We start from the raw sequence: 12,584 nt of genomic DNA, 5'->3' as shown, positions 1-12,584 counted from the left end.
TTTCTACCCTATTGCCGAGGCGGTCGGGCCTTGTAAACCGGCAACTGCCAACCGAACAGCAGAGATCCGGCGCGCAACGCCCAGCAAATCAATGCACATAAGCCCAATGCCAGCAGGCCTTCCAGCCCGAGGCGGGTGGCAAACACAGCGGTCAAGGCTCCGATAAAGGCGCAGGATACATAAAGCTCACCCTGTTTCAGTACCAGCGGCACCTCGTTGCACACCACGTCACGCATCAAGCCGCCCAAACAGCCCGTGGTCACCCCCATCAGCACTACGATTATACCGGATTGATCCAGTGACAACGCTGCACCCGTGCCAGCAGCGACCGCGATGGACAGGGCGAAACTGTCCAACCAGACCAGCCAATTATACCGGCTTTCGACCAGATGAGCGGTAAAAAACACCAGCACCGCAGCGCCGCAAGCGATCAGGATATAAGCGGGCTGACCGACCCAGAAGATCGGATGTCGGTCCAGCAGCAAGTCGCGTACGGTACCACCGCCCACTGCCGTCAGACATGCGATGAAGGCAAACCCGACCAGATCAAGCTGCGCTCGGCTGGCCACCAGCGCACCGGTCAGCGCAAAGACCAAAACCGAGGCGTAATCCAGCAGGGCAAGCCCGCTCACGCCTGCGCCTTCTTAGGTTTGAACGGGGCCATGCCGGCGCGTGCCAACTCATCCGCGCGTTCATTTTCGGGATGGCCCGCATGACCCTTGACCCATTCCCATGTCACCTGATGCCGCTCTTGCGCCTCATCCAGCCGCTGCCACAGATCGACATTTTTGACCGGCTTCTTGTTCGACGTCTTCCAGCCGTTCCGCTTCCACCCGAAAATCCATCCCGTAACGCCGTTCTTCACATAAGCGCTGTCGGTGACGATAGTCAGCTTCGAGGGCCGCTCCAGCGTCTCCAAAGCACTGATTGCAGCCAGCAGTTCCATCCGGTTGTTGGTTGTCTCGGCTTCGCCTCCGCTCAGCTCGCGTTCTTTCAGGATGGTCTCGCCATCCATCGCGCGCAGCAGTACGCCCCAGCCGCCGGGGCCGGGATTTCCGGAACAGGCACCATCGGTATAGGCAAAGAGATCAGGCATGAGCGAATACCAGAATGAACCCGTCGTAAGACCCGGCCAAACCCTTCCCCATTCCTTGCACGGTACGATCAATGGTGAAACCTGCCGAGGTCAGGGCGTCCTTGATCTGGGTCTCTGAATAATAGGTATAGTAACGGTCCAAATCATCGCGATGCTCGCCCGTGCCCAGCTTCATTCCCAGAAACAGCTGCCCGCCCGGCTTCAGTGCGGTGTGGATCGCGTCCAGATGACGCGGGAAATCGACGCGCGGGGCGTGCAGCAGGCAGAAACTGGCATAGACGCCGTCATACTCTGCCACCTCGGTGACGTCTTCGAAGGTGCCAAGGTGGGCGTCAACACCGTTGCTCCGCGCATGTTCAACAAAGGCAGGGGTTGCATCCAGCGCCCGTACCTTCAGCCCTTGCCGCATCAGAAACGCGCTGTCTGATCCGGGACCCGAGCCCAGATCCAGCACATATCCACCCTCGCGGACCGCATCTACAAAAGCCTGACGCGCCTCTAGCTGCTCGGCGGGCAGGGGGATCCTTAGGTAATCCGCAACGCGATCCGTGTAGGCCTTGATGGTCCGTTCATCACTCACAGGTAAACTCCCACAGCAAGACAGGTCAGCACGACAGCGGTTAGCAGGACGCGCAGCCGCATCCACCAGACCGGGGTCAACCGCCAATATGAGAACATGGCGTCCAGCAAAAGCAAGCCCGCAAACCCATACATCAGGTTGGTGCCCGCATTCACCGGACCGCCGCCGGTCGTGAAAAATGCCCAAAGTGCAGGCAACACCGACAAAGTGTAACAGGCCGCAGCTTTGCTGCCTGAGGTTTTGGTGGCGAAGCCCCACAGCACGCCCGACATGAAACTCAGGATCACCGAGCCATAGAATAGCTGAATATACGGCCCCACGAAGCGCGACCCCAGCGTCTGCCGACCCCAATCGTTCAAATCACCGTTCAGATAAGTCAGCGCGCCCCAGACAAACGGGATCAGCCCAGTCAAACCAAGGAATAACGGCGCGCGGGGGATGCCGCTCATGCTGGTTCCCGCAATACGCGGGGAACTTTGAACTCGACATTCTCGACAGCGGTTTCGACCAGCTCGACGGTGACATCGTAGTGGTCGCGGAATGCATCGATCACCTCGTTCACCAGCACCTCGGGCGCGGATGCCCCGGCGCTAACCGCAATGCTGGAAATTCCTTCCAGCGCACGCCAGTCGATCTCGGTCGCGCGCTGCACCAGCTGCGCATAACTGCATCCGGCGCGCGAGGCGACCTCGACCAGACGACGTGAATTCGATGAGTTCGGCGCACCCACCACCAGCAAGGCATCGGCTTTCGGAGCGACGGCTTTCACCGCTTCCTGCCGGTTGGTGGTGGCATAACAAATGTCTTCCTTGTGCGGCCCGACGATGGCGGGGAAGCGGGCCTCAAGCGCGGCAATAATGTCCTTGGTGTCATCCACCGATAGGGTTGTCTGGGTGACAAAGGCCAGCTTTTCGGGGTTACGCACAGCGACCTGCGCCACATCTTCGACCGTTTCAACCAGCAGCACCTCGCCCTCGGGCAGTTGCCCCATGGTGCCGATGGTTTCGGGGTGGCCCTTGTGACCAATCATGATCATCTGCAGCCCGGCATCCGCGTGGCGCTGCGCTTCGACATGCACCTTGGACACAAGCGGGCAGGTGGCGTCGACATATATCATCTCGCGCTGGGCTGCTGTGGCGGGTACCGATTTGGGTACACCGTGGGCCGAGAAGATCACGGGGCGATCATCAGGGCATTCGTCCAGCTCCTCGACAAACACGGCACCCTTGGCGCGCAGACCGTCGACGACGAATTTGTTGTGAACGATCTCATGGCGCACATAGACAGGCGCCCCCCATTTTTGAAGGGCCATTTCCACAATCTTGATGGCACGGTCCACACCGGCGCAGAACCCGCGCGGGGCGGCCAGATATAATGTCAGCGGCGGCTTTGTCATTCGGCGATCTCCTGGACCGAACACCTAGGTCTTTTCATTGCCATGGTCCAGACAGCACTGCGTCATTTCACTGACATGAATCGCTGTTAGCACAAGGGTGTTTTCAGCACCTATACCTTTAAAGTCGCGCGGCCAGGGCTTCTGGCCCTGGCCGCGCATATTCTTGCCAACCCCCATTGGTGAGTGGTGGGGTTTGGTGGGGTCAGTGCCCGCCTGCAGCTGCGACGCTGCGGGGTTCAGTCGGCATCTCGCGCGGAGGGCGGCCGATCACGTCGCGCAGATCCTCCAACTCGATGAAGTTATCGGCCTGGCGGCGCAGTTCGTCCGAGATCATCGGCGGCTGGCTACGGATGGTCGAAACAACGGAAACACGTACGCCCTGCCGTTGCAGGCTTGCGATCAGCGGGCGGAAATCCCCATCGCCCGAAAACAGTACGATATGATCAACGCGTGGTGCCAGTTCCATGGCATCGACGGTAAGCTCGATATCCATGTTTCCCTTGACCTTCCGACGCCCCATGCTGTCGGTGTATTCCTTGGCCGGTTTGGTGACCATGGTGAAGCCATTATAGTGCAGCCAGTCCACCAGAGGCCGGATCGGGGAATACTCGTCATTTTCCAGTAGCGCTGTGTAGTAGAAAGCTCTAAGCAGTTTGCCTCTGCGCATAAATTCCTGACGCAGCAACTTGTAGTCGATGTCAAACCCCAGTGCTTTGGCGGCTGCATAAAGATTCGAGCCGTCGATGAACAGCGCTAGCCGTTCGTCCTTGTAAAACATAAAATGGTCCTTCCGGTATAAGCCACCGCACCGTGAGCTCCGTGAGTGATAAAGTAATAGGTCAGTGCAATGGTGTCCTTAAAATAGGTGTTTTAGGCTTTATCGCAAGTATTCTCTGGTCCGAATATGGGGTCTGAAGTGGACAAAACCTTGTCAAAAGCGGTCATTGCCCTAGGGGCAAATCTCAGTCTGAGAGGTTGTGGGCCCAAGGTGACACTTGAGCGGTCGCTGATCGCGATGGCCGAGGCGGGCTTGGTGATTCGCAAGACAAGCCAGTTTTTTGCCACCCCATGCTTTCCGGCAGGGGCAGGGCCGGACTATGTCAACGCAGCGGTTTTGATCGAATCGGACCTCACGCCACAGGGTGTTCTGGACCTGCTGCACCGCATCGAACATGATTTTGAGCGCGCCCGTGAACAGCGTTGGGGCATGCGCACTCTGGACCTCGATCTGGTCTGTTGGGATGAACTTGTGCTGCCGGATAACGCCGAATTTCAGCGCTGGCTGACCCTTCCCCCCGAAGATCAAACCAAATCTGCGCCGGAACACCTTATCCTGCCCCATCCGCGCTTGCAGGACCGCGCTTTTGTGCTTGTTCCCATGATGGATGTCGCCCCCGATTGGCGCCATCCCGTTCTGGACCGGACAGTGACGCAGATGGTTGCAGCCTTGCCGCCCGATGAGGTGGCAGAGGTCAAGCCTCTGTGATCCTCGCATTTGCGGCATTTCTTGCTTGTCAAGGCGGGGATTCGCGCTTAGATAAACCCCTTCCTGCCACGGATTCATTTACGGAGAGCGCCCCATGGCCCGCGTTACGGTCGAAGATTGTGTAGACAAGGTCCCGAACCGGTTCGAACTGGTGATGCTTGCAGCCCACCGGGCACGCGAGATTTCTGCTGGTGGCCCGATCACCGTTGACCGCGATAACGACAAGAACCCTGTCGTCTCGCTACGCGAAATCGCCGACGAAACCCAAAGCGCTGATGAGCTGCGCGAGCGTCTGATCGAAGCCAACCAGACCCAGATCGAGGTTGATGAGCCCGAAGAAGATCAGATGGCCCTGCTGATGGGTGCGGAATCTGACAAGCCTGCGGATGACGACATGTCGGAAGAAAAGCTCCTGCGCGCTCTGATGGAGGCCCAGGGCCAGGGGTAACCCAAGCGACAAAGGTGCGGACCGGATGATTTCAGAAGAAGACCTGATTGCGCTGGTCCGCAATTACAATCCCAAGACAAATGCCGACCGCATCGAAAGGGCCTATGAATTTGGCCAACAGATGCATGAAGGCCAGTTCCGCCATTCCGGCGAGCCCTATTTCTCTCATCCCGTTGCCGTTGCCGCCATCCTGACCGAACAGCGTCTGGATGATGCGACCATTATAACGGCCCTGTTGCACGACACGATCGAAGACACCAAAGCCAGTTATGGCAAGGTTACCGAACTGTTCGGGGATGAGGTCGCCAAGCTGGTCGATGGCGTCACCAAGCTGACCAACCTGCAGCTGTCCAGCCGTGAGACCAAACAGGCCGAGAATTTCCGCAAGCTGTTCATGGCCATGTCCAAGGATCTTCGAGTTATTCTGGTCAAGCTCGCCGACCGTCTGCACAACATGCGCACGATCAAGGCGATGCGCCCTGAAAAGCAGGTGCAAAAAGCGCGTGAGACAATGGATATTTACGCGCCGCTTGCGGGCCGGATGGGGATGCAATGGATGCGCGAGGAACTCGAAGACCTTGCCTTCCGCGTCCTAAACCCCGAAGGCCGCCAGTCGATCATCCGCCGCTTTATCACTCTGCAACGCGAAACCGGCGACGTGATCCATCGCATTACCGGCGACATGCGGCACGAATTGGAAAAGGCGGGCATTGAAGCCGAAGTCTTTGGCCGTGCCAAGAAACCCTATTCGATCTGGCGCAAGATGCAGGAAAAGGATCAGGGTTTCTCACGTTTGTCCGACATCTACGGGTTCCGCATCATCACCCAGACCGAAGAAGACTGCTATCGCACACTCGGTGCCATCCACCAGCGCTGGCGCGCGGTGCCAGGGCGATTCAAGGACTATATCAGCCAGCCGAAATCGAACGGTTATCGCTCGATCCACACAACAGTTTCGGGGCGCGACGGCAAACGGGTCGAGGTTCAGATCCGCACCCGCCAGATGCACGATGTGGCCGAAACCGGCGTTGCAGCGCACTGGTCCTATCGCGACGGTGTGCGGTCCGAGAACCCCTTTGCGGTCGACCCGGCAAAGTGGATCGCAAACCTGACCGAGCAATTCGACAGTGAGGATGATCATGAGGATTTCCTCGAAGCTGTGAAGCTCGAGATGTATTCGGACCAGGTGTTCTGCTTCACCCCCAAGGGCGATGTGGTGAAACTGCCGCGTGGGGCGACGCCGATTGATTTTGCTTACGCAATCCACACCCGCATTGGTCATGCCTGCGTGGGGGCCAAGGTTGATGGCATTCGTGTGCCGCTTTGGACCCGGCTCAAGAACGGGCAGTCGGTGGACATCATCACCGCCGATGGCCAGAGCCCGCAGGTCACTTGGCTTGAGATCGCAGTCACCGGCAAAGCCCGCACCTCGATCCGCCGCGCCTTGCGCGAGGTCGACCGGGAACGCTTCATCAAGCTGGGTAAGGAACTGGCCCGCGCCGGGTTCGAAAACCTGGGCCGCAAAGCCACCGACAAGGCGCTGGAAACCGCTGCCAAACACCTGCGTTTAAAAGATCGGGACGAGTTGCTGGCCCGTCTGGGCAGTGCCGAGTTGACCGCCCATGAGGTGGTCGAAGCGGTATATCCCGAACTCACCAAGGATGATGGCGACGCGATCTCGCCCCGCCGTGCTGTGATCGGGCTTGAACCGGGCCAGAAATTCGATCGTGCCCCCTGTTGCCAGCCACTGCCAGGCGAGCGCATCGTCGGAATTACATATCGCGGCAAGGGTGTTGTCGTGCACGCCATCGACTGCGATCGCCTGACCGAGTTTGAAAATGAACCCGAGCGCTGGGTTGATCTGCACTGGCATTCGGGCACCCACCCCGCCGTCTATGGCGCGACGCTGGATTTGACCATCGGCAATGATGCCGGGGTGCTGGGGCGTATTTGCACATTGATCGGCGAGAAAAAGGCCAATATCTCGAACCTCGAATTTGTCGACCGCAAACCGGATTTTTATCGGCTGATGATCAATGTCGAACTTCGCGATCTTGAACAGCTGCATTCGCTGATGCTGATGCTCGAGGCTGAAAGCGACGTTGCTGCGGTCGAACGGTACCGGGAAAGTGCGAAACCCGCCGTTGCGGCTGGCTGAGAAGGGGTGATCACGAGTGGTTTTCAAGCGCCGAGATCGCCGCTCGCCTGTCCAAGTCGCGTCAGAGTTCGTCTATCCGCGCGGCGGATGGACCCGTGCCTTTCACTATGTCAAACATCGGGTTCGGCGCCTGCCTGACAGCCCGGAACGCATCGCGCGTGGCATCGGGGCAGGGGTGTTTGCCTCGTTCACGCCTTTCTATGGCTTGCATTTCCTGGTCGCCGCCGTGCTGGCGCGGCTGCTGAACGGCAACATTCTTGCCGCGCTCAGCGGCACGTTCTTTGGCAATCCCCTGACCTATGTGCCGATCGCGGTCATCAGCCTGCAAACCGGGCATTTCCTGCTGGGGACCAAGTTCCGCAAAGACGATACCGATGGGTTGATGGGGAAATTTGCGGATGCGATGGGCGATCTCAAGGACAATTGCATCGCCATGTTCACCCATCGCGAGGCGGACTGGCACGGGCTTAGCCGGTTCTATGACGATGTGTTCTTTCCTTATATGATCGGCGGCGTCATTCCAGGCATCGTGGCCGGAGTGATCTGCGCCTATCTTAGCCTGCCGCTTATCCGTACTTATCAGCAACGCCGCCGCGCCAGAATCAAAGCGAAGTTTGAACAAATCAAACGCCTTGCTCAGGCAGAGGCTGACGTTCCCCCGACAAAACCACTAGGCTCGACCTCAGGGACAATGAAGGATTCGAAAGATGTCTGACAACCGTTTGCGTCTGGGCGTGAATATCGACCACGTAGCCACCGTGCGGAATGCGCGCGGCGGGGCCTATCCGGACCCACTACGCGCCGCCCGGATCGCGGAAGAGGCCGGGGCCGACGGCATCACAGCACATCTGCGCGAAGATCGCCGCCACATCTCGGACGCCGATATCGACGGGTTGATGGAGATCCTGTCGGTGCCGCTGAACTTCGAGATGGCCGCAACGGACGAGATGCAGAAAATCGCCCTGCGCCACAAGCCGCACGCTGTCTGCATCGTTCCCGAAAAGCGCGAGGAACGCACAACCGAGGGCGGGTTAGAAGTTGCGCGCGAGGAAAATAAGCTGGCCCATTTCATTGCGCCCTTGCGCGATGTGGGCTGCCGCGTGTCCATCTTTATCGCCGCCGACCAGCGCCAGATCGACGCCGCCCACCGCATTGGGGCCGAGGTGATCGAACTGCACACCGGTGCCTATTGCGATTTCCACGCCGAAGGCAAACTGGACGACGCCGCGCGCGAACTGGAAGCCCTGCGCGAGATGTCCGCCTATGCCCATTCGCTGGGTCTTGAAGTTCATGCGGGTCACGGGCTGACTTACGACACCGTACAACCGGTGGCAGCCTTCCCTGAAGTGCGAGAGCTGAATATCGGCCACTTCCTGATCGGCGAGGCCATCTTTCGCGGCCTCACCCCGGCGGTTCACGAAATGCGCCGCCTGATGGACGAGGCGCGAGCATGATCACACCCGGCTTTGTGGCGATCTGGTTTGCATGGCTCATGGCCGGGGGCTCTCCGGGCCCTGCCACCATGGGCATCGCCGGAACCGCCATGAACGAAGGCCGCACCGCCGGTCTGGCCTTTGCGCTGGGCATCTGCGCCGGGTCCGCCGCGTGGGGCATCGCCGCCGCACTGGGGCTGTCGGCGATCATGCTGGCCAATGTCTGGGTGTTCGAGGTGATCCGCTATATCGGCGTCGCTTATCTGGGCTGGCTGGCGCTCAAGGCGCTGCGCCGCGCGCTGACTTCGGATGAGGTCGCGCTAGGCAATCCGGTCACCGGCTCATTGGGCACGATATTTGCCAAGGGTGCAGCGATCCACCTGACCAACCCCAAGGCGATCCTCAGCTGGGGCTCGATCTACGCCATCGTTGCGCCAAATGACGCCAGCCTTGCTATGCTGCTGGGTTATTTCGCCATGCTCTATGCGGGTTCACTGCTGATCTTCATCGGCTACGCCTTCCTGTTTTCGTCTGCGCGCATGGTCAACGCCTATCGCCGCGCCCGCCGCTGGTTTGATTTTGCCTTCGCGGGTTTCTTTGGCGTGGCCAGCTACAAGATCCTCACGGTGCGCCTGTCATGACCTCTGAGGTGCAAGGATGATCCGACATTGCGTGATGCTGCGACTCAAGCCCGATCACGACACTGCAGAGCTTGCAGCTGTGATGGATGGGCTGGGCGCGGTCGCAGACCGTTTGTCTGGCTGCGGTGGCTTCATCCACGGCCCCAACCGCGATTTTGAGGCAAAATCCCCAAGCTATCCCTACGGCTTCACGCTGGATTTCGCGGCTCAGGCCGACCTACAGCGCTATGCCAGTGACGAAACCCACCAGCAACTTGGCGCACGGCTTGTCGCGCTGTGCGTGGATGGGGCCGAGGGCGTCTTGGTGTTCGATCTGGAAACGCCCGACGCGGCTGACCAATAGGAGACGAGGGACTGTCATGAAAGCAATCACCTATCGCGGATTTGGTGCGGCGGCGGATGTCCTTGAGTTGGTCGACCTGCCCACGCCCAACCCCGGCCCAGGCGACGTTCTTGTCCGGGTCCATGCCAGCGGCATCAACCCCTCAGACGTCAAGCTGCGCGGCGGCGCGCGCCCTGGCGCTGTGATGCAATACCCGATGGTTGTTCCCCACTCGGACGGGGCCGGAGTGATTGAGGCCGTAGGCGAAGGGGTCGATCCCGCGCGCGTCGGCGAACGTGTCTGGATCTGGAACGGCCAATGGCAACGCGCTTTTGGCACTGGGGCCGAATACATCGCGCTACCCTCCGAACAGGCCGTATTCCTTCCAGATACGACCGGCTTCGCCGAGGGCGCGTGTTTTGGTATCCCCGCCTTGACTGCATGGTACGCGCTCTATTGTGACGGACCGATCACTGACCAGACTGTGCTTGTGACCGGCGGCGCAGGCACGGTCGGACGCTACGCCTGCCAGATGGCCGCACTGGGCGGCGCACGCGTTATCACAACGGTCAGTTCAGATGAAAAAGCCGCCCATTCCGGTGCGTCCGAATGGATCAACTACCGCACGCAAGACGTGGCCGAGGCGGCGATGGACATGACCAACGGCGCAGGCATAGACCGCATTGTCGAGGTTGATTTCGCCGCCAACCAACCCGCTTCCCTTTCTATGATCCGCCCCTGTGGCACCATCGCCAGCTATGCCTCGGCTTCGCAAATGAAGCCCGAACTGGATTTCTATGGCTTCATGTTCAAGAACATCCGCCTGCATATGCTGATCGTCTACCAACTCGACGCCGCGGCCCGCCGTCGCGGCGAGGCGCAGTTGGGCCAGTGGCTGGAACAAGGCGCACTGTCCCACGCCGTCGTCCCTGGCGGAGGGCTGATGGATGCGGCAAATGCACACGCAATGGTCGAGGCGGGGCAAAAGCTCGGGACCGTTGTGTTGGAGGTCTGACATGATCCTCGGCATCGGCACCGACCTCGCAAATATTGATCGCATTCAGGGCACGCTCGACCGGTTCGGCGACCGCTTCCGTAACCGTGTCTTCACTGAAACCGAACAGCGCAAGGCTGAGCGTCGCGCCGATACTGCGGGCACCTACGCCAAACGCTGGGCCGCGAAAGAGGCGTGCTCGAAGGCGTTAGGCACCGGCCTGCGGATGGGGATCGCGTGGAAGGACATGGCGGTGACCAACCTGCGCACCGGCCAGCCCGTCATGCATGTCACCGGCTGGGCCGCAGAGCGACTGAAAGAAATGACTCCCGAAGGCCACGAGGCGATCATCCACGTCACCCTGACCGATGATCACCCCTGGGCGCAGGCCTTTGTGGTGATCGAGGCCCGCCCACTTCAAGAAGCGCCCGCGCAGCCTTGACTTGCCCCCAACTGACCCGCATGTAGCACCCCAACCACGCAGAGACTGGAGAGAGCAGTATGGCCGAGGAAGCCAAATCCGGAAACGCCATTTGGGAGACGATCAAAACCATCGTCTATGCCCTGCTGATCGCGGGCATTTTCCGCACGCTTTTCTTTCAGCCGTTCTGGATTCCTTCCGGGTCGATGAAGCAAACCCTACTGATCGGGGATTTCCTCTTCGTCAACAAGATGGCCTATGGCTATTCCTATGCCTCGTGCCCCAGCCTTATCATCCCCAGCGTTGGCCTCAACATCGATGCCGAAGACATCTGTGGCTGGATGCAGAGCGATGACAACTCGCGTCTGATCGGCGGCGACCCTGATCGCGGCGATGTCATCGTCTTCCGCCATCCGGTGACAGGGCGCGACTATATCAAGCGACTGATCGGCCTGCCGGGTGATCGTATCCAGATTCGTGAAGGTCAAATCATCCTCAACGACACTCCTGTGCCGCAGCAACCCGATGGTGTGTTCACCGAAGTTGCTGAACCGCAGGGCCCACAAGGCCTGCGCCCGCGCTGTTCCAACGGTCCCGTCGGGATCGGCGGTGTTTGCGAAAAGAACCGCCTGATCGAGACCCTGCCAAATGGCGTGTCCTACGACGTGCTGAACATCGGCAATCAGGGCTCCGACAATACCGGGGTCTATACCGTACCCGAGGGCCACTATTTCTTCATGGGCGACAACCGCGACAACTCGGCCGACAGCCGCTTACCGCAATCCGCTGGTGGCGTGGGCTATGTACCTTACGAAAACCTGATCGGTCGCGCCGACAGGATCATGTTCTCCTCCGCTGGCCGTTCCATGCTGTTCTTCTGGACATGGCGCGGTGACCGCTTCTTCAAGGCGGTCAATTGAAGCTATCGGCTGAGATAAGGGCGTTCCAGCAGCGCTTGGGGTATGAGTTTTCCGACCCTGAACTGCTGGTGCGTGCGCTGACCCACGGCTCGGTGTCCTCTGCCACGCGCCCCGACAATCAGCGTCTTGAATTTTTGGGCGACCGCGTCCTGGGCCTCGTCATGGCCACTGCTTTGCTTGAGGCCGACAAGAAAGCTTCCGAAGGCCAACTGGCCCCCCGTTTCAACGCGCTGGTGCGCAAGGAAGCCTGCGCCGATGTGGCCCGCCAGATTGATCTGGGTGCGGTGCTGAAACTGGGCCGGTCCGAGATGCTGTCCGGAGGTCGTCGCAAGCAGGCCTTGCTGGGCGACGCGATGGAGGCGGTCATCGCGGCCATCTACCGCGACGCAGGGTTCGAGGCTGCCCGAGACGTGATCCTCGCCCTCTGGGGCGATCGCATCCACAAGGTCGAGGCCGACGCCCGCGATGCAAAAACCGCCCTGCAGGAATGGGCACAGGCCCGCGGCCAGAAACCACCCAGCTATGTCGAGGTCAAACGCACCGGCCCTGACCATGCCCCGATCTTCACGATCGCCGCTCGTCTGCAGAATGGTACCGAAGCTCAGGCCACCGCAGGCTCCAAGCGACAGGCCGAACAGGCAGCGGCAAAGGCTCTGTTGGAACAGTTGTCTTGATCCGTTTTGCGGCCA

General features: G+C 59.9%; 17 protein-coding genes. 11 read left to right on the top strand and 6 right to left on the bottom strand.

Annotated features, from left to right (window positions below):
* Positions 1-8 precede the first annotated feature (8 nt).
* The 6 genes from ACR0A1_RS10385 to ACR0A1_RS10360 form a co-directional block, all read right to left on the bottom strand.
* Positions 9-632, bottom strand: coding sequence for a trimeric intracellular cation channel family protein (locus tag ACR0A1_RS10385; RefSeq protein WP_170392625.1), 624 nt, complete (start codon positions 630-632; stop codon positions 9-11).
* Positions 629-1,096 (bottom strand): ribonuclease HI, encoded by a 468-nt coding sequence (rnhA, locus tag ACR0A1_RS10380; RefSeq protein ID WP_170402325.1) that lies wholly within the window; start codon positions 1,094-1,096, stop codon positions 629-631. The genes ACR0A1_RS10385 and rnhA overlap by 4 nt, the downstream gene beginning before the upstream one ends.
* Positions 1,089-1,676, bottom strand: coding sequence for a class I SAM-dependent methyltransferase (locus ACR0A1_RS10375; RefSeq protein ID WP_170402322.1), 588 nt, complete (start codon positions 1,674-1,676; stop codon positions 1,089-1,091). Before ACR0A1_RS10375 ends, rnhA begins: the two co-directional genes overlap by 8 nt.
* Positions 1,673-2,125 carry a DUF3429 domain-containing protein gene (locus ACR0A1_RS10370; RefSeq protein ID WP_170402319.1) on the bottom strand — a complete coding sequence of 151 codons (453 nt, stop codon included), beginning with the start codon at positions 2,123-2,125 and terminating at the stop codon, positions 1,673-1,675. Before ACR0A1_RS10370 ends, ACR0A1_RS10375 begins: the two co-directional genes overlap by 4 nt.
* Positions 2,122-3,072, bottom strand: coding sequence for a 4-hydroxy-3-methylbut-2-enyl diphosphate reductase (ispH, locus tag ACR0A1_RS10365; protein WP_170402316.1), 951 nt, complete (start codon positions 3,070-3,072; stop codon positions 2,122-2,124). Before ispH ends, ACR0A1_RS10370 begins: the two co-directional genes overlap by 4 nt.
* 202 nt (positions 3,073-3,274) lie before the next feature.
* On the bottom strand, positions 3,275-3,850 hold the full coding sequence (locus ACR0A1_RS10360) for a LabA-like NYN domain-containing protein (RefSeq protein ID WP_039541714.1): 576 nt from the start codon (positions 3,848-3,850) through the stop codon (positions 3,275-3,277).
* A 126-nt stretch (positions 3,851-3,976) separates the two neighbouring features.
* On the opposite strand from ACR0A1_RS10360, the gene folK reads away from it, so the two are divergent.
* The 11 genes from folK to rnc all read left to right on the top strand — a co-directional run bounded on the left by folK (position 3,977) and on the right by rnc (position 12,569).
* A complete protein-coding gene (folK, locus tag ACR0A1_RS10355) occupies positions 3,977-4,558 on the top strand; it encodes a 2-amino-4-hydroxy-6-hydroxymethyldihydropteridine diphosphokinase (RefSeq protein ID WP_480867360.1) in 582 nt (193 codons plus the stop codon).
* A gap of 94 nt (positions 4,559-4,652) precedes the next feature.
* A complete protein-coding gene (rpoZ, locus tag ACR0A1_RS10350) occupies positions 4,653-5,006 on the top strand; it encodes a DNA-directed RNA polymerase subunit omega (RefSeq protein ID WP_010437681.1) in 354 nt (117 codons plus the stop codon).
* Positions 5,007-5,031: 25 nt separating this feature from the next.
* A complete protein-coding gene (locus ACR0A1_RS10345) occupies positions 5,032-7,164 on the top strand; it encodes a RelA/SpoT family protein (RefSeq protein ID WP_170392619.1) in 2,133 nt (710 codons plus the stop codon).
* A 16-nt stretch (positions 7,165-7,180) separates the two neighbouring features.
* Positions 7,181-7,879, top strand: coding sequence for a DUF2062 domain-containing protein (locus ACR0A1_RS10340; RefSeq protein WP_170392618.1), 699 nt, complete (start codon positions 7,181-7,183; stop codon positions 7,877-7,879).
* Complete coding sequence (locus tag ACR0A1_RS10335; protein ID WP_170392617.1) at positions 7,872-8,618, top strand: pyridoxine 5'-phosphate synthase; 747 nt, start codon at positions 7,872-7,874, stop codon at positions 8,616-8,618. The genes ACR0A1_RS10340 and ACR0A1_RS10335 overlap by 8 nt, the downstream gene beginning before the upstream one ends.
* Positions 8,615-9,238 carry a LysE family translocator gene (locus tag ACR0A1_RS10330; RefSeq protein ID WP_170425202.1) on the top strand — a complete coding sequence of 208 codons (624 nt, stop codon included), beginning with the start codon at positions 8,615-8,617 and terminating at the stop codon, positions 9,236-9,238. Before ACR0A1_RS10335 ends, ACR0A1_RS10330 begins: the two co-directional genes overlap by 4 nt.
* A gap of 16 nt (positions 9,239-9,254) precedes the next feature.
* Positions 9,255-9,581: a Dabb family protein gene (locus ACR0A1_RS10325; protein WP_170636242.1), complete on the top strand. Its 327-nt coding sequence runs from the start codon at positions 9,255-9,257 to the stop codon at positions 9,579-9,581.
* A 16-nt stretch (positions 9,582-9,597) separates the two neighbouring features.
* Complete coding sequence (locus ACR0A1_RS10320; protein ID WP_480867356.1) at positions 9,598-10,575, top strand: NADPH:quinone reductase; 978 nt, start codon at positions 9,598-9,600, stop codon at positions 10,573-10,575.
* A 1-nt stretch (position 10,576) separates the two neighbouring features.
* The gene (gene acpS, locus ACR0A1_RS10315; protein ID WP_170392613.1) at positions 10,577-10,996 is read left to right on the top strand and encodes a holo-ACP synthase; all 420 of its coding nucleotides are present in this window, start codon (positions 10,577-10,579) and stop codon (positions 10,994-10,996) included.
* A 59-nt stretch (positions 10,997-11,055) separates the two neighbouring features.
* Positions 11,056-11,895: a signal peptidase I gene (gene lepB / locus ACR0A1_RS10310; RefSeq protein ID WP_170508480.1), complete on the top strand. Its 840-nt coding sequence runs from the start codon at positions 11,056-11,058 to the stop codon at positions 11,893-11,895.
* Positions 11,892-12,569 (top strand): ribonuclease III, encoded by a 678-nt coding sequence (rnc, locus tag ACR0A1_RS10305; protein WP_170402298.1) that lies wholly within the window; start codon positions 11,892-11,894, stop codon positions 12,567-12,569. The genes lepB and rnc overlap by 4 nt, the downstream gene beginning before the upstream one ends.
* The last annotated feature ends 15 nt before the right edge of the window (positions 12,570-12,584 follow it).

The sequence above is a fragment of the Ruegeria sp. D6 genome (genome assembly GCF_056534365.1).
The sequence above is the reverse complement of the archived record's forward strand: the minus strand, read 5'-3'. Positions and strand labels throughout refer to the sequence as shown.